At 69.0% G+C, this 21,771-nt stretch carries 17 protein-coding genes; 8 read left to right on the top strand and 9 right to left on the bottom strand.

The window, feature by feature from the left end:
• Positions 1–1,260, bottom strand: a complete 1,260-nt coding sequence (locus H0I76_RS05450) for an MFS transporter (protein ID WP_200608057.1) — start codon at positions 1,258–1,260, stop codon at positions 1–3.
• A gap of 268 nt (positions 1,261–1,528) precedes the next feature.
• Between H0I76_RS05450 and H0I76_RS05445 the strand changes: the two genes are divergently transcribed.
• Positions 1,529–3,343: an ABC transporter transmembrane domain-containing protein gene (locus H0I76_RS05445; protein WP_325166406.1), complete on the top strand. Its 1,815-nt coding sequence runs from the start codon at positions 1,529–1,531 to the stop codon at positions 3,341–3,343.
• Positions 3,344–3,377: 34 nt separating this feature from the next.
• Here the strand turns inward: H0I76_RS05445 and H0I76_RS05440 are convergent, their stop codons facing one another.
• Positions 3,378–3,698 (bottom strand): hypothetical protein, encoded by a 321-nt coding sequence (locus H0I76_RS05440; protein WP_200608055.1) that lies wholly within the window; start codon positions 3,696–3,698, stop codon positions 3,378–3,380.
• A 172-nt stretch (positions 3,699–3,870) separates the two neighbouring features.
• Here H0I76_RS05440 and H0I76_RS05435 point away from each other — a divergent pair, with 172 nt between their 5' ends.
• Positions 3,871–5,775, top strand: coding sequence for an acyl-CoA synthetase (locus H0I76_RS05435; RefSeq protein ID WP_200608053.1), 1,905 nt, complete (start codon positions 3,871–3,873; stop codon positions 5,773–5,775).
• Positions 5,776–5,790: 15 nt separating this feature from the next.
• On the opposite strand, the gene H0I76_RS05430 is transcribed toward H0I76_RS05435, so the two are convergent.
• Positions 5,791–6,534 carry an SDR family oxidoreductase gene (locus H0I76_RS05430; protein WP_200608051.1) on the bottom strand — a complete coding sequence of 248 codons (744 nt, stop codon included), beginning with the start codon at positions 6,532–6,534 and terminating at the stop codon, positions 5,791–5,793.
• A gap of 255 nt (positions 6,535–6,789) precedes the next feature.
• Between H0I76_RS05430 and rpsD the strand changes: the two genes are divergently transcribed.
• On the top strand, positions 6,790–7,410 hold the full coding sequence (gene rpsD, locus H0I76_RS05425) for a 30S ribosomal protein S4 (RefSeq protein WP_200608049.1): 621 nt from the start codon (positions 6,790–6,792) through the stop codon (positions 7,408–7,410).
• Between the two features lie 72 nt (positions 7,411–7,482).
• On the opposite strand, the gene H0I76_RS05420 is transcribed toward rpsD, so the two are convergent.
• Positions 7,483–7,932: a globin domain-containing protein gene (locus tag H0I76_RS05420; protein ID WP_200608047.1), complete on the bottom strand. Its 450-nt coding sequence runs from the start codon at positions 7,930–7,932 to the stop codon at positions 7,483–7,485.
• Positions 7,933–8,144: 212 nt separating this feature from the next.
• Here H0I76_RS05420 and H0I76_RS05415 point away from each other — a divergent pair, with 212 nt between their 5' ends.
• Positions 8,145–10,157: a PhoX family protein gene (locus H0I76_RS05415; protein WP_200608045.1), complete on the top strand. Its 2,013-nt coding sequence runs from the start codon at positions 8,145–8,147 to the stop codon at positions 10,155–10,157.
• Positions 10,158–10,205: 48 nt separating this feature from the next.
• On the opposite strand, the gene H0I76_RS05410 is transcribed toward H0I76_RS05415, so the two are convergent.
• The gene (locus tag H0I76_RS05410) at positions 10,206–11,840 is read right to left on the bottom strand and encodes a SulP family inorganic anion transporter (RefSeq protein WP_200608043.1); all 1,635 of its coding nucleotides are present in this window, start codon (positions 11,838–11,840) and stop codon (positions 10,206–10,208) included.
• A gap of 197 nt (positions 11,841–12,037) precedes the next feature.
• On the opposite strand from H0I76_RS05410, the gene H0I76_RS05405 reads away from it, so the two are divergent.
• The 3 genes from H0I76_RS05405 (at position 12,038) to H0I76_RS05395 (ending at position 14,570) form a co-directional block, all read left to right on the top strand.
• The gene (locus H0I76_RS05405) at positions 12,038–13,282 is read left to right on the top strand and encodes an MFS transporter (protein ID WP_200608041.1); all 1,245 of its coding nucleotides are present in this window, start codon (positions 12,038–12,040) and stop codon (positions 13,280–13,282) included.
• Positions 13,283–13,354: 72 nt separating this feature from the next.
• The gene (locus H0I76_RS05400; RefSeq protein ID WP_200608039.1) at positions 13,355–13,675 is read left to right on the top strand and encodes a 2Fe-2S iron-sulfur cluster-binding protein; all 321 of its coding nucleotides are present in this window, start codon (positions 13,355–13,357) and stop codon (positions 13,673–13,675) included.
• A gap of 118 nt (positions 13,676–13,793) precedes the next feature.
• The gene (locus tag H0I76_RS05395; protein ID WP_200608037.1) at positions 13,794–14,570 is read left to right on the top strand and encodes a gamma-glutamyl-gamma-aminobutyrate hydrolase family protein; all 777 of its coding nucleotides are present in this window, start codon (positions 13,794–13,796) and stop codon (positions 14,568–14,570) included.
• Positions 14,571–14,588: 18 nt separating this feature from the next.
• Here H0I76_RS05395 and H0I76_RS05390 read toward each other — a convergent pair whose 3' ends face one another.
• The 4 genes from H0I76_RS05390 to H0I76_RS05375 form a co-directional block, all read right to left on the bottom strand.
• Positions 14,589–15,848, bottom strand: a complete 1,260-nt coding sequence (locus H0I76_RS05390) for a response regulator (RefSeq protein ID WP_200608035.1) — start codon at positions 15,846–15,848, stop codon at positions 14,589–14,591.
• A 127-nt stretch (positions 15,849–15,975) separates the two neighbouring features.
• On the bottom strand, positions 15,976–16,404 hold the full coding sequence (locus tag H0I76_RS05385) for a (deoxy)nucleoside triphosphate pyrophosphohydrolase (RefSeq protein WP_200608032.1): 429 nt from the start codon (positions 16,402–16,404) through the stop codon (positions 15,976–15,978).
• Positions 16,385–17,737 (bottom strand): bifunctional glutamate N-acetyltransferase/amino-acid acetyltransferase ArgJ, encoded by a 1,353-nt coding sequence (gene argJ, locus H0I76_RS05380; RefSeq protein WP_200608030.1) that lies wholly within the window; start codon positions 17,735–17,737, stop codon positions 16,385–16,387. Before argJ ends, H0I76_RS05385 begins: the two co-directional genes overlap by 20 nt.
• A gap of 32 nt (positions 17,738–17,769) precedes the next feature.
• On the bottom strand, positions 17,770–18,735 hold the full coding sequence (locus tag H0I76_RS05375; protein ID WP_200608028.1) for a peptidylprolyl isomerase: 966 nt from the start codon (positions 18,733–18,735) through the stop codon (positions 17,770–17,772).
• Positions 18,736–18,959: 224 nt separating this feature from the next.
• On the opposite strand from H0I76_RS05375, the gene secA reads away from it, so the two are divergent.
• Entirely contained in the window at positions 18,960–21,737 is a 2,778-nt protein-coding gene (gene secA, locus H0I76_RS05370; protein WP_200608026.1) for a preprotein translocase subunit SecA, read from the top strand.
• The last annotated feature ends 34 nt before the right edge of the window (positions 21,738–21,771 follow it).

The following is a 21,771-nucleotide window of genomic DNA, read 5'->3' as shown; positions in this document are numbered from 1 at the left end:
TCACAGTCTCCGTTCCGTCTGGTCGGGGGTGCCGTCGTCGCCGTCGCGGGACGGCTTGAACAGACGGGCGAGGATCATCGATGTGCGCGGCGTGTAGCTGTAGGCCGATTGCGGTGCCGGCGCGCGGCGTCGCGTCATGCGGTAGAGGGCGAAGAGCATCAGCGCAAGATGGGCCGCGGCAACGAACAGGAACAGCGCGTCGGGCCCGTAGGCCGAGATCAGCCAGGCCGAGATCAGCGGGCTGAAGATCGCGCCGACCGAGAAGTAGAAGAGCAGCGCCGCCGAGAGCTCGACGATGAAATCAGCCGGCGCGAAGTCGTTGGCATAGGCCGCGGCGACGGAATAGATGGGGTAGGCCGTCGCCCCGAAGATCGCCGCGCCGGCAAACAGCAGCATCGGCGAGCCCGCCGGCATCAGCAGCGACATCCACAGGCATCCGAGAACCGCCAGCGCCGAGAGGCCCATCAGTACCGCCCGCCGGTCGATCTTGTCGGCCACCCAGCCGACCGGGAACTGCGCGATCACGCCGCCAACGATCGCGGCGGAAAGGAAGATGGCGATCTCGTCCTGCGAAAGGCCCTTCTCGAACCCGTAGAGCGGGCCGACCATGCGGAAGGCCGAGCCGGTCATCGCCGCCACGATCACCCCCACCACCGCCGAGGGCGAGAGGCGTAGCGCCGCAAGGGGCCGCAGCCGCGGGGCCTTGGGCGTCTCGGGCGCAACGCGGCGGGTGAGCGCGAGCGGCAGCAGGCAGATGACGCAGAACACCGCGACGATGTTGTAGGCGACGTAGCTTGCCGGGTCGAGCACGGCGATCATCGCCTGGGCCGAGACCTGCCCCAGCAGATCGACCACGCGGAAGACGCCGTAGATGCGCCCGCGGTTGTGGTTCTCGACCTTCGCCTGGAGCCATGATTCGACCACCGTGTAGGCCGACGCGATGGCGATGCCGGTGAGCGCCCTGAGCCCGGCCCAGAACCACGGTCCCTCCAGCACGGGGTGCAGGAGCGCGCCCGTCGCCCCGATCGCCGCCGCCGCGGCAAAGCAGCGCGAATGGCCCACCGTGCCGATCAGGCGTGGCGTGATGAAGCAGCCGATGAAGAAGCCGAGGAAATGTGCCGAGCCCAGAAGGCCGATCTCCTCGGTCGTGAACCCGCGCGCGACCCCGGCCAGCGCGTCGAGCGGCGCGAGCGACCCCGAGCCCATCTGCACCAGAAAGATCGAGATGAAGAGCGATGTGAATGAAATCAGGGCGGTCATGCGCGTGCGTATGCAGTCTCTGGCGGGGTCACGGCATCAGTTGCGGGCGCGACCGGAGAAATCAGGGGCGGACCGGCGGCCGGGCCGTCCTTGCGCCCCTTGTGGCATGAAGTTGCCGGTGCGTCATCGGCCAAGATGCGGCGGGTCAGAGATTCGTGACTGCCATCCGCCCGGGCAGGCGCGGTGCTGCGGCGATCCGCGCGCCTTGCGGGCAGGCGCCCGAGATTGATATCACCAGCGGCGACCGAACCGGACCTGGGAGGGGTGCGTGCGAGCGGCGAGAGGATCGAACGGCGCAGCCAGCGCAGACGACCTGCGTGACAGGGCGAAATCGGCCCGCCTCGGCCCGCTGAGCGGGTTGATGCCATATCTCCTGCCCTACAAGCGGCATATCGGGCTGGTGATCCTCGCGCTGGTCGCGGCGGCGGGCTTCACCCTGGCGGTGCCGGTGGCCTTCGGTCGCGTGATCGACGTGATCATGCGCGGCGACAGCGATCTGATTGATCGCTATTTCCTCGCGCTGCTGGGCGTCGCGGCGCTGCTTGCCATTGCAACGGCCATGCGCTTCTACATGGTCACCTGGCTGGGCGAGAGGGTGATCGCGGATCTGCGCAAGGCGGTCTTCGGCCATGTCGCGGGCATGGCCCCGGCGTTCTACGAGAAGGTCATGACGACCGAGGTGCTGAGCCGCCTCACCGCCGACACAGCGATCATCCAGTCGGTGGTGGGCTCGACCGCCTCGATCGCGCTTCGCAATATCCTGCTGCTGTTCGGCGGCATCGGCATGCTGCTGTGGACCTCGCCCAAGCTGACGGGGATGACGCTGCTGATCGTGCCCGTGGTGGTGTTTCCGATCCTCGTGCTGGGCCGCCGTGTGCGCCGCCTGTCTCGGCTGAGCCAGGACATGGTGGCCGAAAGCGCGACCCATGCCGGCGAGATGCTGCAGGCTGCCCAGACCGTGCAGGCCATGAACTACGACGGCGAGGCGCGGCGGGTGTTCTCGGGCAAGGTCGAGGCCGCGTTCGACGCGGCGCGCGCGCGGATCGGGGCGCGCTCGCTGCTGACCGTGCTGGTCATATTCTTCATCTTCGCCGGCATCGTCGGCGTCATCTGGATCGGCGCGCGGGACGTCATCGCCGGTCGCATGAGCCCCGGCGAGATGACCCAGTTCGTGCTGTTCGCGGTGTTCACCGCGGGCGCCGTCGGTGCCTTGTCCGAGGTCTGGGGCGAGTTGCAGCGCGCAGCGGGTGCGACCGAGCGGCTGGCGGAGCTGATGGCCATGCCAAACCCGGTGGCCGAGCCGGCCGACCCGCTGCCCGCGCCCGACCCGGCCGAGGGCCGCATCGAGTTCGACCATGTCCGCTTCGTCTACCAGTCGCGCAGCGAGACGCCGGCGCTGGACGATCTGTCGCTGAGCGTCGAGCCGGGCCAGACGGTGGCGCTGGTCGGCCCCTCGGGTGCCGGCAAGACGACGGTGCTGCAGCTCTTGCTGCGGTTCTACGACCCCGAGTCGGGTGAAATCCGTATCGACGGCACGCCGATCGACCGGCTGCGGCTGAGCGACCTGCGCCGCCTGATCGCGCTGGTGCCGCAGGAGCCCGTGATCTTCGCCGACAGCGTGTCCGCCAATATCCGGTTCGGCCGCCCCGATGCGTCGGACGCCGAGGTCGAGGCCGCGGCCAAGGCCGCCGCGGCGCATGACTTCATCACCCGCCTTCCGGACGGATACGGCACCTGGCTTGGCGAGCGCGGCGTCCTGCTCTCGGGCGGGCAGAAGCAGCGCATTGCCATCGCTCGCGCGATCCTGCGCGACGCGCCGATCCTGCTGCTGGACGAGGCGACATCGGCGCTCGACGCCGAGAGCGAGCGGGCGGTGCAGGCCGCGGTCGAGCGGCTGTCTCAGGGGCGCACCACGCTGGTCATCGCGCACCGTCTGGCGACGGTGAAGCGCGCCGACCGCATCCTGGTGCTGGAGGAGGGGCGACTCGTCGCCTCGGGCACGCATGACGAGCTGGTGGCGGGCGGCGGGCTCTACGCCCGGCTCGCGCGGCTGCAGTTCACCGAAGGTCTGGCGGCCGAGTAGGGCGCGCGTGCCGGCGCGGAAGCCGGCGGGGAAATCAGTCGAAGATATCGAGGATGTCGTCGAGATCGTCGAGGACGCGGCCGAGCCGCGCGATCAGTCCGGGCTTGCGCTTGCCCTTCTTGCGCCTGACGGCGCGGTCCTTGGCCTGATGGGCGCCCGGCCTCTCGGCCGGGTGGGGGACGGCAGGTCGCCGACCGGGTGCATCCCGCGCCCCGAGAATTTCCAGCACGCGGATCGGGGCGCCGCAGCCATGGCAGACAAGCCGCTCGCGCCGCCCGCCGGACGGCAGGATCGAGCGCGATCCGCAATAGCAGCAGGTTGCGATCCGATCAGGCGGCTGTCCCTTGCGTCCCATGCGCGACAGATATCCTGCGCGTGCCGCCTTGCCCACCCCGGCGCCCGACCGGCGTGACGGCGCGGCGCGGCTTGCCGGGGGGGCGACCTCATGTATTCATGAAGGGACAACTCGGGAAGAACGCGAGGAACGCGGAGCGGCGCGCCGGTCGTGATGCGACGAGGGAGGAGAGATGACGGAAGACCACGTCGTCTGGGCGACGCTCGAGGACAAGCAGGATATCGAGGCAGTGCCGACCGACACGCGCTGGGTCGATGGCACGGTCTATGGCATGCTGTGCGAGACCGCAGGGCGGCATCCTTCGCGCCCAGCGGTCAGTTTCCAGCTGCGGGGCGAGGCGGATGCCGCGGCCGAGACGCTGGACTGGGCGACGCTGATGGCCCAGGTGACGCAGGCCGCCAACCTCTTTCGCCGGCTCGGCGTGGGCGACCGCGACGCCGTGGCCTATGTGCTGCCGAACGCGACCGAGACGGTGCTCACGCTGCTGGGCGGCGTGACCGCGGGTGTCGTCAGCCCGGTCAACCCGCTGCTCGAGACAGCGCAGATCGCCGCGATCCTGCGCGAGTCCGGGGCCAAGGTCGTCGTCACCCTCGCCCCCTTCGTGAAGACCGATGTCGCCCAAAAGGTGCATGCCGCGGTGGCCGAGGCACCGGACGTCGAGACCGTGCTCGAGGTCGATCTCAAGCGCTACCTGAAGCCGCCGCTGTCCTGGCTCATCCCCCTGCTGCGGCCGCGGGTCGAGCGCCGCCACAACGCCCGCGTCCTCGATTTCCGGGCCGAGCTGGCGAAGGAGCGCGGCGACCGGCTGGACTTCGACGAGAACCCCGATCCCGGGCGGATCGCCGCGACCTTCCATACCGGCGGGACCACCGGGCATCCCAAGATCGCGCGCCATTGCCAGCGCGGCATGGTCTATAATGGCCGCGTCGGCGCGTTGTGCCTGATCGGTCACGAGGACGTGCTGATCTGCCCGCTGCCGCTGTTCCATGTGCTCGCGGCCTACCCGGTGACGATGACCGCGCTCGCATCGGGCGCTCACCTGGTGCTGCCGACGCCCGCGGGCTTCCGGGGCGAGGGTGTAATGGACAATTTCTGGAAGCTGGTCGCGCGCTGGCGCGTGAGCTTCATGGTGATGGTGCCGACGGCTGCCTCGGCGCTGATGCAGCGGCCCATCGATGCGGACGTCTCGAGCCTGAAATACGCGCTCTGCGGCTCGGCGCCCCTGCCGGTCGAGCTGTTCCGCCGCTTCGAGGAGGCGACCGGCGTGATGATCCTCGAGGGCTATGGCATGACCGAGGCGACCTGCCTGGTGTCGCTCAACCCGCCCGATGGCGAGCGCAAGATCGGCTCGGTCGGCCTGCCGATCCCCTATACCGAGGTCTCGATCCTGATATGCGGCCCGGGCGCCAGCATCGTGCGGGACTGCGGGGTCGACGAGATCGGCGAGATCTGCATCCGCTCGCCCGGCGTCTTTCCCGGCTACAAGGACGAGACGCGCAATGCCGAGCTGTTCGCGCAGCCGGGCGACTGGCTCAGGACCGGCGACCTGGGGCGGATCGACGGGGACGGCTATATCTGGATCACCGGGCGCGCGAAGGACCTGATCATCCGTGGCGGCCACAACATCGACCCCGCGCTGATCGAGGAGGCCCTGGCCGGCCATCCGGCCGTCGCCTTCGTCGGCGCCATCGGCCAGCCCGACGCGCATTCGGGCGAGGTGCCCTGCGCCTATATCGAGCTTGCCATGGGCGCGCAGGCGACCGAGGCCGAACTCCTTGAATTCGCCGCGAGCCGGATCGCCGAGAAGGCCGCGGTTCCCAAGTCGATCGAGATCCTCGACGAGCTTCCCAAGACCGCCGTGGGCAAGATCTTCAAGCCCGACCTGCGCAAGCGGGCGACGGCGCGCATCTACACGCGCGCCCTGCTGGCCGCCGGGATCCGGGCCGAGGTGACGGTCGTCGAGGATCCCAGGCTTGGCTTGACCGCCGAGATCGCGGTCGAGGGGCCGAACGCAGACGCCGAGGCGATCGAGAAGGTGCTGGGCGCCTTCGCCCGGCCGTGGCGGATGAAGCCGTGACGATGTGACCGGGCCTCAACGCCCCCCGGTGATGTCGAGGATGGCGCCGTTGGCGTAGGCGGCGGCGTCCGAGAGCAGCCAGACGATCGACTCGGCGACCTCGTCAGCCGAGCCTGCACGGCCCAGCGGGGTCGCGGCGCCCAGACGCGCTGCGCGGTCCGGCTGGCCGCCGCTTGCGTGGATGTCGGTCTCGATCAGTCCCGGGCGCACCGCGTTGACCCTGATTCCCCGGGGGCCCAGTTCCTTCGACAGCCCGATGGTCATTGCATCAAGCGCCGCCTTGGCGCCGGCATAGTCGACGTATTCGTTGGGCGAGCCCAACCGTGCCGCGGCGGAGGAGACGACGACCATCGCGCCGCCGCGTCCGCCGCGGTCGGTCGACATCCGGCGCGCGGCCTCGCGTGCGGTCAGGTAGCTGCCGAGGACATTGATGTCGAAGACCCGCTGCAGCCGTTCGAGCGACATCTCGGCCAGCGGGAGCGAGGGCGCCACGACGCCGGCATTGACCACGACACCGTCGAGACCGCCGAGCCCGTCGAGCGCGGTGTCGAACATCGCGGCAACCGCCGCCTCGTCCGTCACGTCGCCCTGCACCGTCAGCGCGCGCGACCCGCGTGCCTCGACCTCGCGCGCCGCCGACCGTGCCGCCGCCGCGTCGCTGGCATAGTTGATCGCGACCGACCAGCCCCGGTCTGCCGCAAGAAGGGCCGTGGCGCGGCCAATGCCGCGCGAGGCGCCGGTGATCAGGATATTCTTCATGGCCGGCGATCGTGACGGCGACTTGCAGCAGGGGTCAAGCGCGCGGCGCGCCAACGAGGTATGCAGCTGGCGCCGTGCCTGCGGGCGAGCATTTGACTTGCGGCGAAAACCCTGTATAGAGCGCGCCATCGCCGCCGCCCGTTGGGGCGGTGGTCACGTTCTGGCGTCCGCGGCCCGCGCAAGCGGGATCCTGTCGCTTCGGGAATGAGCCCGGGGAGAGGAGGCCGCCTTGCATATTGACCGAAGGAGAAGGCCGTGACCAAGCGCACGTCCGCCAAATACAAGATCGACCGTCGTCTTGGCGAGAACATCTGGGGCCGCCCGAAGAGCCCAGTGAACCGCCGCGAATACGGCCCCGGCCAGCATGGCCAGCGCCGCAAGGGCAAGCTTTCCGACTTCGGTACGCAGCTGCGCGCCAAGCAGAAGCTCAAGGGCTATTACGGCGACCTGACCGAGAAGCAGTTTCGCCGCATCTATGCCGAGGCCGAGCGCCGCCGCGGCGACACCGGCGACATCCTTGTCGGCCTGCTCGAGCAGCGCCTCGACGCGGTGGTCTACCGCGCGAAGTTCGTGCCGACGATGTTCGCCGCGCGCCAGTTCGTGAACCACGGCCACGTGATGGTGAACGGCAAGCGCTGCAACATCGCCTCGGCCCGCGTGGGCGAGGGCGACGTGATCACCATCTCGGACAAGGCGCGCAACATGGCGCTGGTCATCGAGGCCTCGCAGTCGGCCGAGCGCGACGTGCCGGATTACCTCGAGGTCGACCACTCGAAGGGCACCGCGACCTTCGTGCGCGTGCCCAGCCTTTCGGACGTGCCCTACCCGGTGCAGATGGAACCGAACCTGGTCGTCGAGTTCTACGCCCAGAACTGACGTCCCCTCGGACCGCCGAATTCGATCAAGGGCCGCCCCGACGGGCGGCCCTTCTTCCATTCCGGAGGGCTGCTAGGCGTTGGCGCCCGAGGCGGTGCCGTCCATGCCCTTGCCGTTGAACCCTTCGAGAATGCCGACGGCGATCTCGGCATAGGCATGCTTCCACGCATAAGCGGCGTCGGGGCTCAGCCGGTCGCCCAGCACCTCCTCGATCGTGTGGCAAAGCGCGGTGCCGAAGGGTTGGAAATGCTCGTAGGTCACGCCGAGGGCCGCATGGCCCGTGCCGAGCCGGCGCAGGCGTCCGCGAAGCTCGTCGGGGGCGTCGAGCAACTGGATGATCGCGGTGATCGCCGTCATCAGCTTCATGCCCTGCTCGCCGATGTCGCCGCGGAACATGGCGCGCAACTCGGGCGCGATCTCGAACAGCCTTTCATAGAAGATGATCGAGGCATCTTCGATCCGTGGCTCGAGCAGGGCATAGCTCTCGCGGATCAGGGCGATCTCCTGGTCGGTGAGAGGCATCACGAGGCGCCTTTCATTCCTTCAGATCTTGTTTTCCCTTATCATTTTCAGCGCGCTCGCGCCTTGACCCTGCTCAATGCCCGCGATTTTCTGATGCGGAGCCGACGCCCTCGGGGGTCGGGACTGTCGGGCAGACGTCGCGGAGGCGTCAAACAAGTGTCACATCGGATCACTAGCGTCGCGCGCGGCACCAACCCCCAGAGGACGATCCGATGATCCGCGACGATTCCTTCGCCAACAAGGCCGAGGCCTTCGAGGCCGCCGACGACATCCCCACCCATGACCGGCTGAGCGAGACCCTCGGCGACGTGATCAACCGCCGCTACGGCCGGCGCGACGTGCTGCGCGGTGCGCTGGGTGTGGGGGCGGCGACGGCGCTGTTCGGCTCGACCGCCATGCTCGCTGCCACCGAGGCGCGGGCGGCTGGGGCGGGTGCTTCGCGCTATGCATTCGACGAGATCGAGGCGGGCGTCGACGAGAAGCATCATGTCGCGCCGGGCTACCGCGCCGAGATCCTGCTGCGCTGGGGAGACCCCATCACCGCTGACGCGCCCGCCTTCGACCCGATGAACCAGAACGCCGCGGCGCAGAAGAAGCAGTTCGGCTACAACAACGATTATGTCGGCTTCGTGCCCCTCGACGCCGAGGGCAGGCGCGGCGTCTTGTGCGTGAACCACGAATACACCAACGAGGAAATGATGTTCCCCGGCCTCGGCCGGCAGGACAAGGCGGACTTCGCCGGGATGACGCGCGAGCTGGCCGAGATCGAGATGGCCGCCCATGGCGGCACCGTGGTCGAGATCGCCCGCGACGCTGACGGGCGATGGTCGGTGGTGCTGGACAGCCCGCTGAACCGTCGCATCACGGCGCTGGACACGGAAATGGCGATCGACGGCCCGGCGGCCGGGACCGACCGCATGCGCACCAAGGCCGATCCGACCGGCACGCGCGTGATCGGCACGCTCAACAACTGCGCGGGCGGCATTACCCCCTGGGGCACCTACCTGATGGCCGAGGAGAACTTCCACGGCTATTTCTGGACGACCAATCTCGGCTTCGACGGCAAGCCGGACCTCTCGGGCAATTCCGACGCGGCCAGGCACAAGCGCTATGGCGCCCCGGGCATGTGGTACAACTGGGGCCAGTACGACGAGCGCTTCGACATCGACAAGGAGCCGAACGAGATCAACCGTTTCGGCTGGATCGTCGAGGTTGATCCGATGGATCCCGCGGCGCTGCCGGTCAAGCACACGGCGATGGGCCGCTTCCGCCATGAAGGGGCGGAGATGATCCAGAACCCCGATGGGCGGGTGGTGGTCTATTCGGGCGACGATGCGCGCTTCGACTACCTCTATCGTTTCGTCTCGGCTGGCAAGGTCAGCGGCGACAAGGCCGCCGACATGCGGCTTCTTTCGGAGGGCGAGCTGTCGGTCGCGCGGTTCAACGACGACGGCACGGTCGACTGGCTGCCGCTGGTGCAGGGGCAGGGGCCGCTGACCGCCGAGAACGGCTTCGCCAGCCAAGCCGACGTGGTGATCGACGCGCGGCTCGCGTCCGATCTTCTGGGCGCGACGCCGATGGACCGGCCCGAGGACGTCCAGCCCGCCGGCGACAAGGTATACGTCCTGCTGACCAACAACACCAGGCGCAAGGCCGACCAGGTCGACGCCGCCAACCCGCGGGCCGAGAACGCCTTCGGCCATATCGTCGAGCTTACCGTTCCGGGCGGTGACCATGCCGCGCCCAAGGCGGGCTGGGAGATCCTGGTCAAGTGCGGCGATCCGGCTGTCGCCGAGGTCGGTGCGCTGTGGAACCCCGAGACCTCGGCCAATGGCTGGTTCGCCTCGCCCGACAACTGTGCGATCGACGCCGATGGCCGGCTGTGGGTCTCGACCGATCAGGGCAGTGGCTGGAGCAAGACGGGCAAGGCCGACGGGCTCTATGCCCTCGAGGCCGAGGGCACCGGGCGAGGCACCTCGAAGCTGTTCTTCCGCTGCCCCATCGGGGCGGAGCTGTGTGGTCCGTACTTCACTCCGGATCAGCAGACCCTGTTCCTGGCGGTGCAACACCCCGCGACCGACGGTGCGCGCGACTACGCGCCGTTCGGGCGGGACTCGACCTTCGAGGATCCGGCGACGCGCTGGCCGGATTTCGAGGCCAACATGCCGCCGCGCCCCTCGGTGGTCGTGGTGACGCGCGAAGGCGGCGGACGCATCGCCTCCTGACGGGGGGCGCCAGCGGGCGCCAGGAGGTCCCGGGCGGGCGCGCGGCCATCAGGCCGGCGCCCGTCCTTCCATTTCGGCAAGGGCCGCAGCGACGGCGGAGGCCCGGTCGGCATGCACCCGCCGGGCGCCCACGGCATCGAGCACGCCGAGCCCGCTGAGCGTCGCCTGCGCGGTCCCCGACAGCGCCGCGACATGGCAGACCGCGCCGGCCTCGCGCGCGGCGAGAACGAGCTCCTCGATCGCCATCGCGGCAGAGGTGTCGATGTGCGCGGCCTCGGTGAAGTCGAAGACCACCGCCCGCGTCCCCGTGACCGCCCGCGCCAGCGAGCGGGTGAGCTGGCGCGCCGAGGCATAGGAGAAACGCCCGCGCAGCCGGATCAGCTGCACGGCGCCCGAGCTGCCGCTCAGCGCGGCCTCGGTCTCGGTCGACAGGGGGGCGACCCCGGGCGAGGGCAGGGCGATGGCCTCGACGCCCTTCATCTCCTCGACCTCCATCCAGCGCGCGGTGGCGAAACCGGCAACGATCAGCCCGACCGCGACGGCGGTGATCAGGTCGACGAACACCGTCAGCCCCAGCGTGATCAGCATCACCGCCACCTTGTCGCGCGGGGCATGGCGCAGGCGCCTCAGATAGCCCCAGTCGATGATGTCCCAGCCGACCTTGAGGAGGATGCCGGCGAGTGCGGCGTGCGGCACGCGCTCGGCCAGCGGGCCGAGGCCGAACGCGAGCGCCAGCAGCACCAGCGCATGCAGCGCCCCCGAAACGGGTGTCGTGCCACCGGCGCGGACATTCACCACCGTGCGCATCGTGGCGCCGGCGCCCGGAAGGCCGCCGATCAGCCCGGCGGCGAGGTTGCCGATGCCCTGACCGATCAATTCGCGGTCGCTGTGGTGGCGCGTGCGAGTGATCGAGTCGGCGACAAGCGAGGTCAGCAGGCTGTCGATCGAGCCGAGCAGCGCGAGCACCAGCGCGGCCTGCAGCACCTGAGGCAGGTCCTCGACGACGATGACCGGCATGACGAGGTGGGGGAGGCCGCGCGGCACCTCGCCGATGACGGGTGCGCCGCCGAGCGCGACCAGCCCCATCAACAGTCCGACGGCCAGCGCCGCGAGCGGCGCGGGCACGAGGCGCCCGGCGTTGCGCGGCCAGGCGATCATCACGAAGAGGCTGGCAATGCCGATCGCGAGCGCCTCGGCGTTGAGGGTCGCGGGGATCGCGGGCCATGCGGCGATTGCGCCAAGCGGCCCGCCCGGTGCCGGCGGCAGGCCGAAGAACGGCATGGTCTGGATCAGGATGATGATGACGCCGATCCCCGACATGAAGCCCGAGACGACCGAGTAGGGCGTGTAGGAGACGAAACGCCCCAGCCGCGCCATGCCGAAGCCGATCTGGAGCAGCCCGCCCAGCATGACGATGGTGAAGGCTTCGGCCAGGTTGTGGGAATACTGCGCGACGACCGCGCCCATCACGACGGTCATCGGGCCGGTCGGGCCAGATACCTGCGCCCGCGTGCCGCCGAACACCGCAGCGAAGAAGCCGACCGCGATCGCGCCCCAGAGCCCGGCCACTGCCCCCGCGCCCGAGGCGACGCCGAAGGCAAGCGCCAGCGGCAGCGCGACCACCGCCGCCGTCAGCCCGCCAAAGATGTCGCCCCGCAAGCTTTGGGCCGATAGCGGGCTCATGCAGCACCCCCCACGCGCCAGACACAGCGGCATGCGAGCCTACTTCGGGGGCGCGACGCCGGGCAAGCGCGCCAGTGACGGCGATTGTTCCAGGTGCGGGTTGTTGCGCCGCGTGAATAACTGTCTTGCGATGTTTGGCGCTGGTGCGGGCCGGGAGAACAGGCTACGGCTACCGCATTCGCTGGAGATTTCCCTGCATGCCGCAGCCCGCTGTCCCCGTCGGAGCCGTCGACCATCTGCCGCGCTGGCGGCGGCCCGAGACCCTGTTGATGCTGATGGCCATCGCCTCGCCGCTGGCGTTCGCGACATGGATGGCGTTGCTCAACAACTTCGTGGTCGAGAAGGCCGCCTTCGACGGGTTCGACATCGGCGTGCTGCACGTCGCGCGCGAGATCCCCGGCTTCCTCGCCTTCCTCGTGGTCTGGATCCTGCTGATCATGCGCGAGCAACTGCTCGCCTACCTGTCGCTGATCCTGCTGGGGCTGGGCACCGCGATCACGGGCGAGTTCCCCAGCTTCTGGGGGCTGATGATCACGACCACGCTCTCGTCGGTCGGGTTCCACTACTTCGAGACGATCAACCAGTCGCTGCAGCTCCAGTGGCTGCCGAAAGAGCACGCGCCGCGGGCGATCGGCCGCATCGTTGCCGCGGGGTCCTTCGGCTCGCTGGTGGTGTTCGGCCTGATCATCTTCGCCTGGCGCGAGCTGGGGCTGAGCTACTCGACGGTCTACTGGGCGGCGGGGCTGGCCTGCGCCGCGATCGCGGCGTTCTGCTGGATCGCCTTTCCGCGTTTCGAGGCGCCCGTCATCCAGAACAAGCAGATGGTGCTGCGGCGGCGCTACTGGCTCTACTACGCGCTGATCTTCATCGGCGGTGCGCGGCGGCAGATCTTCGTCGTCTTCGCGCCCTTCATGATGGTCGAGCGCTTCGACCTGAAGGTGCACGAGGTCACCGGGCTGATGCTGGTCAACTACATCGCCGTGATGCTGTTCGCGCCCTACGCCGGCAGGCTGATCCAGCGCCTGGGCGAGTCGACGGCGCTGAAGCTCGAATATGTCGGCCTGCTCACGGTGTTCTCGCTCTATGCCGGGATCTACTTCTTCGAATGGAGCGTGTGGCTGGCGATGGCGCTCTATGTCGCGGACCACATGCTGTTCTCGCTCGCGATCGCGCACAAGACCTACTTCCAGAAGATCGCGGACCCTGCCGACCAGGCGCCGACGGCCGCGGTGGCGTTCACGATCAACCATATTGCCGCCGTGACCCTGCCCGCGCCACTGGGCCTGCTGTGGCTGGCGCAACCCGGCGCGGTCTTTGCGCTGGCTGCGGCGCTGGCAATCGTGTCGCTGGGGCTTGCCTTCCTGGTTCCGCGCCACCCCCAGGCCGGGAACGAGACGCTGTGGCGGCCGCGTCCGTCGGCGATGGCCCAGCCCGGCGAGTGAGCGCCCCCGGGACTTCCGCTCTGGCTCGCAAGAGGCTAAGTAGCGGCAGGAATCGCGCGGACGAGGACCCTAATGCCCAAGATCACCTATATCGAGCACAGCGGCACCGAGCACACCGTCGACGTGGCCGAGGGGCTCACCGTCATGGAAGGGGCGGTGACGAACAACATCCCCGGCATCGATGCCGATTGCGGCGGCGCCTGTGCGTGCTCGACCTGCCATGTCTATGTGGATCCTGCATGGGTGGATCGCCTGCCGCCGCGCGAGGAGATGGAGAGCGACATGCTCGACTTCGCCTACGAGCCGCAGGACAACTCGCGGCTCACCTGCCAGCTCAAAGTGACGGGGGATCTGGACGGGCTGGTGGTCAGGATGCCGGAAAAGCAGATTTGAGGCCGGCTCGCGCGATCGCGGGGCGCCTGGTGCCGGGCCCAAGGGTCCGGAGGCCCGGGGCGACCGATGGTCGGCAGCCGCTGGCGACGCGCTCCCCGGCGCGTCGGGAGGAACGCGAATGAGCCGTCCTGTCATTGGCGTCACCGCCTATCGGCACATGATCGACGACACCTTCCTCGCCCAGATCTGCGGCGAGCGCACGCCCGAGGCGGTGGCGGCGGTGGCGGGCGGGCTGCCGCTGATCCTGCCTGGAATGCCGGATGCGGCCTCGACCGGCGAGCTGGTCGACCTGCTGGACGGGCTGGTGCTGACGGGCGCGCGCCCGAACGTGCATCCCGAATGCTATGGCGAGGCCGAGACCGAGGCGCATGGTCCGTTCGACCGGGGACGCGACGGCGTGACCTTGCCGCTGATCCGCGCGATGACCGAGGCCGGCAAGCCGGTCTTCGGCATCTGCCGCGGCATCCAGGAAATGAACGTGGCCTACGGCGGCACATTGCATCCCGAGATCCGTGACCTGCCGGGGCGCATGAACCACCGCATGCCCAAGGGCGAGAAGGATCACGGTGTGATCTTCGCCAAGCGCCACCGCGTCCACTTTCGCGAAGGCGGCGCGTTTCATCGCCTGCTGGGCATCACCGAGGCGGAGACGAACTCGCTGCATGGCCAGGCGGTCTGGAGCCCGGGTGGCCGCATCGTGCTCGAGGGCCATGCCGATGATGGCACGGTCGAGGCCATCTCGATCGACGGGGCGCGGGCCTTTGCCCTAGGGGTGCAGTGGCATGCCGAATACGACGCCGTGCAGGACCCGCTCAATCGAGCGCTGTTCGAGGCGTTCGGTGCGGATGCGCGCGCGGCCCGCGATGCGCGATCTGGACGGCGCGGCGCCGCCTGAGCCGGCGGCCGCCGGGTCTTAGCCTGCCTCGGCGGCGAGGGCGTCGGCGAGAACGGCGTAGAGGTCGTCGACCCGGATCGGCTTGGCGAGATAGCCATCCATACCCGATGACAGGTAGCGCGCCCGGTCGGTGTCGCGGGCATGCGCGGTCAGCGCGATGATCCGCGCCGGGTGGCCGAGCGCGCGGATCTGGCGCGCGGCTTCGAGCCCGTCCATCACCGGCATCTGGATGTCCATCAGCACGAGATCCGCGGGCGCGGTCTGCATCGCCTCGACCGCCTGGGCGCCATCCGACGTGATGGTCACGTTGGCCCCCGTGGGGGCGAGCATGGCGCGCAGCAGGGCCTGGTTGGTCCGCACATCCTCGGCGATCAGGATGCGTCGGCCGCCGAAGGCGGGGATGGAAGATCCGTGTCCCGCCTCGCAGGACGCCTCGGGCTCGGCGAGATCACAGAGCGCGTCGATCACGCGCCGCCAGTGGCAGCGCTGCGGGACGATGCGCTCGACGCCCGGGAAGCTTGCCGACTTGGTGTCCTCGGGATCGACGAGAACGATCCGCGGCACGGGGCCCGGCGGGGCCTGCAACCGCCGCAGAACCAGCACGGGGTCGGCGCCCAGGGCCTGCTTGCCGACCAGCATGAGGTCGTAAGGCTTGCCCTCGCGCCGGGCAGCCGACAACGCATCGAGCGCCGCGTCTTCCGACGCAACGACCTGCGTCACGAGTCCGAGCGCCGCGAGCGAGCGCTCGACCCGGCGCCGGTCGAAGGCCGTGCGGCGAAAGACGAGCAGGCGCCGCCCCTGCATCGCCTTGCCCCAGTGCGACGCGAGCGGGCTGGACGAGGGCGCAGCGCGGCTGGTGAAGCGAAGACCGAGCCGGAGAACGCCATCGGGATCCGCCGATGGCCCGATGATCTCCGCGCCCAGCGCATCAGCCGCCTGAAGCAGGTCGGGATGGAAGCTGGCGGGTTCGGTCCCATCCGATCGCGCGGCACGGCGCGCCACCTCGATCAGGATCGGGACCGGCTCGGCACGGCTGTCGACGGGGAGCGGTGCGTCGTTGTCCTGCCAGATCGCGACCGCGTCACCGTCGCCGTTCGGCGCCTGCGCAAGCCATGCGCAAAGGGCGCTCACCCCCGCGCGCAGAGACGGCGCGCCGGTCACGATGCGGTGCGGCAGACGCAGGTCCACATGCGCGTCGACAAGGCGCAGCGCCTCGGCGCCGAGACCGGATCTCAGGCATTCGCGTAGCACTGTGTCTGGCGTGCTTCCCTGCGCCATGTCACCCCATGCGAGAAACGGGTGCTTTGGAACATAGGCTGCCAAGATGGTTAAAAAATGGTTTCCAAGGCGTCAGACAATGGCCGCTCTACCCCAACTGCGGCGCCGGGATGGCCGCTGCCATCCGTCACAGCCAGTCCTGCAGGATCGGGATCAATGGCAGATCCGCGGGCGGCATCTGATAGCTGCGCAACTCGCCCTTGCGCACCCATGCAAGGCGCTGCCCCTCGCGGGCCGTGACCGTTCCTTGCCATTTGCGGCAGGCATAGAGCGGCATCAGCAGGTGGAAGCCGTCATAGGCATGGCTGGCGAAGGTCAGCGGGGCGAGGCAGCTGGCCCAGGTGTCGATCCCCAGTTCCTCGTGCAGTTCGCGGATCAGGCAGGCTTCCGGCGTCTCGCCGGGCTCGACCTTGCCGCCCGGGAACTCCCACAGGCCCGCCATCGACTTGCCGGCGGGGCGCTCGGCCAGCAGGACGCGGCCGTCCGGGTCGATCAGCGCGACCGCCGCTACGAGGACGACGGGCTTGGCGCCCGGATCAGGAGCGGTAGTCGGCATTGATCTCGATGTAGCGCTTGGTCAGGTCGCAGGTCCAGACGCTCGCCTCGGCGGTTCCGACGCCGACGTCGACATGCACGTCGATCTCCTGGCGCTTCATGTAGGCGGCTCCATCGGCCTCGCGGTAGGCAGGCGATACCCAGCCCTTCTCGGCCACGAGGATGTCGCCGAAGCGGATTGACAGGCGATCGCGATCAGCCTTCTCGCCCGACTTGCCGACGGCCATCACGATACGGCCCCAGTTCGGATCTTCGCCCGCGACCGCGGTCTTGACGAGCGGCGAGTTGGCGATGGCGAGCCCGATGCGCCGGGCCGCCGCGACGCTTTCGGCGCCCGCAACGGTGATGCGCACGAGCTTGGTGGCGCCCTCGCCGTCCTTGACGACCTGGATCGCGAGATCGCGCATCACGTCCTCGAGCGCCGCGGCGAAGGCCGGCAGGCGTGGATCTGTCTTGTCCGTGATCGGCGCCATCGCGGCCTTGCCTGTCGCGCCCACGAGGAGCGTGTCCGAGGTCGAGGTGTCGCCATCCACCGTGATGGCGTTGAAACTGCGATCGGTCAGTTCGCGCACCAGCGCTTGCAGCAGAGGCTGCGCGATCGAGCAGTCGGTGAAGATGAAGACGAGCATGGTGCCCATGTCGGGCGCGATCATCCCCGAGCCCTTGGCAAAGCCCGAGATGGTCACCCGAGCGCCGTCGATGTCGGCGCGGGCGACCGCACCCTTCGGGAAGGTGTCGGTTGTCATGATGGCGCGCGCGGCGGGCTCCATCGCGTCGGGCGAGAGCGCGGCGACGAGTTCGTCGAGCTTGGCGGTGATGCGCTCGTGCGGGAGCGGCTCGCCGATGACCCCGGTCGACGCCATGAAGCAGTTGCCCGGCGCGGTGCCGAGGGCCTTGCCCGCCGCCTCCATCACGCGCTCGACGGCCTCGCGACCGTTTCGCCCGGTGAAGGCGTTGGAGTTACCGGAGTTCACGACGATCCCGAGGGGACCCTCGGCGGCGGCGGAGAGGGCGGCGATCCGCTCCTCGCACCACAGCACCGGGGCCGAGCGCGTCGACGAGCGGGTGAAGGTGCCGGCCATGACCGAGCCTGGTGCGAGCTCGGCCAGCATCACGTCGAGCCGCCCCTTGTACCGCACCCCGGCCTGGCCCGCGGCGAGGCGCACGCCGGCGATCGCCGGAAGGTCCGGGAAGCTGGCGGGCGCCAGCGGCGAGACGGGTGCAGGCTTCTTCTTGCCCGTCGCGGCCTCGAGGGCCGCGATCTCGGCGGTCAGAGCTTCAAGCTCGCGGCGTTTCGCGTCGAGCCGCGCTGCCGCGTCATCCCCGGTGGTCATCCCCGTCTCTCCCCTCTGGGTCCCGCAGGCGCTCAGTTCGCGCCGTTCTCGGGCAATGGCGCGATCAGGTCGTCGGCGCGGATCGCGGCCGCCGGCACGGGCGGCTCGGCCACGGTCACGGTCGTTCCGGCGCGCAGTTCCTCCATGATCTCGGCCTGCGCGGCCTGGACCGCCTCGCCGGCCAGCTCCTCGCGGACCTCCTCGAAGGTGGGCACGGGCTTCTCGCGGCGCTCGAAGACCTTGATCAGGTGCCAGCCGAAGGGGGACTCGACAGGGCCGGCGATCTGGCCGGGCTCGGTCGCGAAGGCGGCGTCGGAGAATTGCGGGACCATGTCGCCCTTCACGAACCAGCCAAGCTCGCCGCCGCGGCTGGCCGTGCCGTCGGTGCCGTGCTCGGCCGCGAGCGCCGCGAAATCGGCGCCGTTGTCGAGCTGCGCGAGCAGGTCCTTCGCCTTCTCCTCGGTCTCGACCAGGATATGCGCCGCGCGGACCTCGTCTTCGGGTTCGGTGGTCGCATACTGGGTGTCATAGAGAGCAAGCAGACGTTCCTCGGTCATGCGCTTCTCAAGCTCGACGCGCAGCCAGGCGTCGGCCAGTACCGCGCGGATCTGGTTGCGGATCGAGAGCGCCACGTCGAGGCGTTCATCCATCCCGGCGTCGCGGGCGGCCTTCTCGAGCAGGGTCTGTTCGATGAGCTGGTCGAGCAGGCCCTGGCTGAGGATCTCGTCGGGCAGGTACTGATACTGCTCGGGCAGATCGCGCCGCAGCGAGATGACCTCGCCCAGCGTGATCTCGCGATCTCCGACGGTGGCGAGAACGCTGGCGGCGCTTATATCGGCATCCTCCGCGGTCTCGGGCGCCGGGGCGGGCTGGGCGGCCTGCGGCTCGGCCGACGGCTCCGCCGCCTGATCAGTAGTCTGCGAGAGCGCCGGCGCGGCAAGGGCGAAGACCGCGAGCGCCCCCGCGGTCAGGAAGCGGGTCGAGGCGACGGAACGCATGGTGCGGACCTCCTTTGGCGGCGGGGGCAGGGGCGTTGACACTGCCCTGCCACCCCAATACATCACGGGCGGGCTTGCCGCACGGCTCGGCTGGCACAGTTACGGCGCAGGGCACGGCCCGGCAAGCCACGGTACGAAATATTTTTCGCGACGCTCCCACGGCTTCGCGGGTGTGCCTGCGAAACAGGCAGCTTCGACGGGGGCTGCAAGGGAGACGGAGTTCCATGCTTGGACTGAACAGTCTCGCGCGCAAGGTCTTCGGCACGACCAATGACCGGAAGGTGAAGGCCGCGCGCCGGGTAGTGGCTGCGATCAACGCGCTCGAGCCCGAATACGAGGCGCTTTCGGACGACGACATCCGCGCCCGCACCCAGAGCTTCCGCGACCGGCATGCCGCCGGCGAGAGCCTCGATGATCTTCTGCCCGAGGCCTTCGCCAATGTGCGCGAGGCCGCGAAACGCGCGCTGGGCTTGCGCCCCTTCGACGTGCAGCTTCTGGGCGGCATCGTGCTGCACGAGGGCAAGATCGCCGAGATGAAGACCGGCGAGGGTAAGACGCTGGTCGCGACCATGCCGGTCTATCTGAACGCGCTGACCGGCAAGGGCGTGCATGTCGTCACCGTCAACGACTACCTCGCCCGCCGCGACGCCGAGTGGATGGGGAAGGTCTACAACTTCCTCGGGCTCAGCGTGGGCGTCATCGTTCCGGGCATCGACGATGCGGCGCGCAAGGCGGCCTATGCCTGCGACGTGACCTACGCCACGAACAACGAGCTGGGCTTCGACTACCTGCGCGACAACATGAAATTCTCGCTCGACGAGATGGTTCAGCGCGGCCACGCCTATGCGATCGTGGACGAGGTCGACTCGATCCTGGTCGACGAGGCGCGCACGCCGCTGATCATCTCGGGCCCGACGCAGGACCAGTCGGAGCTCTATGTCGCGCTCGACAAGGTGATCCCGCAGCTTGGCGAGGACGCCTACGAGAAGGACGAGAAGCAGCGCTCGGTCGCCCTGACGGACGAGGGCAACGAGGCGGTCGAGCAGATCCTGCGCGAGACCGGCCTGCTGGGCGAAGGCACGAGCCTCTACGATCCGGGCTCGGTCACGCTGGTGCATCACGTCAACCAGGCGCTGCGTGCGCATATCCTGTTCCAGAAGGACCGCGATTACATCGTCAAGGGCGGCAAGGTCGTCATCATCGACGAGTTCACCGGCCGCATGATGGAGGGCCGCCGCTACGGCGACGGGCTGCATCAGGCGCTGGAGGCCAAGGAAAGCGTCGCGATCCAGCCCGAGAACGTCACGCTCGCCTCGATCACCTTCCAGAACTACTTCCGCCTCTATGGCAAGCTTGCGGGCATGACCGGCACGGCGCTGACCGAGGCCGAGGAGTTCATGTCGATCTACGGGCTCGATGTCGTCGAGATCCCGACCAACGTGGCCGTGGCCCGCGTCGACGAGGACGACCAGGTGTTCCGGACGGCGCCAGAAAAGACGGCGGCGATCATCGAGGCGATCAAGGACGCGCGCGAGCGGAAACAGCCCGTGCTGGTCGGTACCACCTCGATCGAGAAATCCGAGCATCTCTCGGCCGAACTCAAGCGGCTCGGTATCCCGCACCAGGTGCTGAACGCGCGGTATCACGAGCAGGAAGCGCATATCATCGCCCAGGCCGGCCGGCCCGGCGCGGTCACGATCGCGACGAACATGGCGGGCCGCGGCACGGACATCAAGCTGGGCGGCAACGCCGAGATGATGATCGACGACGCGCTGCAGGGCGTCGAGGGCGACGAGGCTCGCGCCGAGATCGCGGCCCGCATCGAGGCCGAAGTCGAGAAGGGCAGGCAGGAGGCGCTGGCCGCCGGCGGCCTGTGGGTCATCGGCACCGAGCGCCACGAGAGCCGGCGCATCGACAATCAGCTGCGCGGCCGTTCGGGCCGCCAGGGCGACCCGGGACGCTCGACCTTCTTCCTCAGCCTTCAGGACGACCTGATGCGCATCTTCGGGTCGGACCGGCTCGACTCGATGCTGCAGCGTCTCGGGCTGCAGGAGGGCGAGGCGATCATTCACCCCTGGGTGAACAAGGCGATCGAGAAGGCGCAGAAGCGGGTCGAGGCGCGCAACTTCGACATCCGCAAGAACATCCTGAAATACGACGACGTGATGAACGATCAGCGCAAGGCGATCTTCGAGCAGCGTCTCGACATCATGGAGGCCGACGACGTCTCGGAAACCGTGCGCGACATGCGTCACGCCGTGATCGAGGAGATCGTCGCGCGTCATATCCCGAAGCGCGCCTATGCCGACCAGTGGGATACCGACGGCCTCGAGGAAGAGGTGCAGCGCATTCTCGCCCACCCGTTCCCGGTGAAGGAATGGGCGGACGAGGAAGGCGTCGACGACGAGACCATTTCCGAGCGCCTGATCGAGGAGACCGACCGGCTCTACGACGCGAAGGTCGCCGAGATCGAGCGCCAGCATGGTGACGGCGTGATGCGGCAGGAGGAGAAGCGCGAGCTTCTGCGCATCCTGGACCATCACTGGCGCGAGCACATCATCATGCTCGACCACCTGCGCTCGGTCATCGGCTTCCGCGGATATGCGCAGCGGGATCCGCTGAACGAGTACAAGTCCGAGGCGTTCCAGCTGTTCGACGAGCTTCTCAATCAGCTTCGGCGTGACGTGACGGCGCGGCTGTCTGCGCTGCGTCCGCTGACCGAGGAGGAGCTGGCCGAGCGCCAGCGCATGATCGCCGAGTTCGAGGCCCGCATGCGGGCCGAGGCGGAGCGCGCCGCCGCGCAGCAGGCGCTGGGCGCAGCCGTGCGCTCGGGCGCGACCGCGGGTGTCGCGGCGGGGGCCGGCGAGGCGGCGGCGGAGGGCGACGTCGCCCTTGCCGTGGACCCTGAAGACGTCGAGAGCTGGGGCAAGGTCAGTCGCAACGCACCCTGTCCCTGCGGCTCGGGCAAGAAATACAAGCACTGCCACGGCAAGCTGAACTGACGTCTCGGCCGGAGGCCGAACGCCAGGCGTGATC

Origin of the sequence: Thermohalobaculum xanthum (assembly GCF_016623495.1) — a bacterium.
Lineage (GTDB): Bacteria > Pseudomonadota > Alphaproteobacteria > Rhodobacterales > Rhodobacteraceae > Thermohalobaculum > Thermohalobaculum xanthum.
The sequence above is the reverse complement of the archived record's forward strand: the minus strand, read 5'-3'. Positions and strand labels throughout refer to the sequence as shown.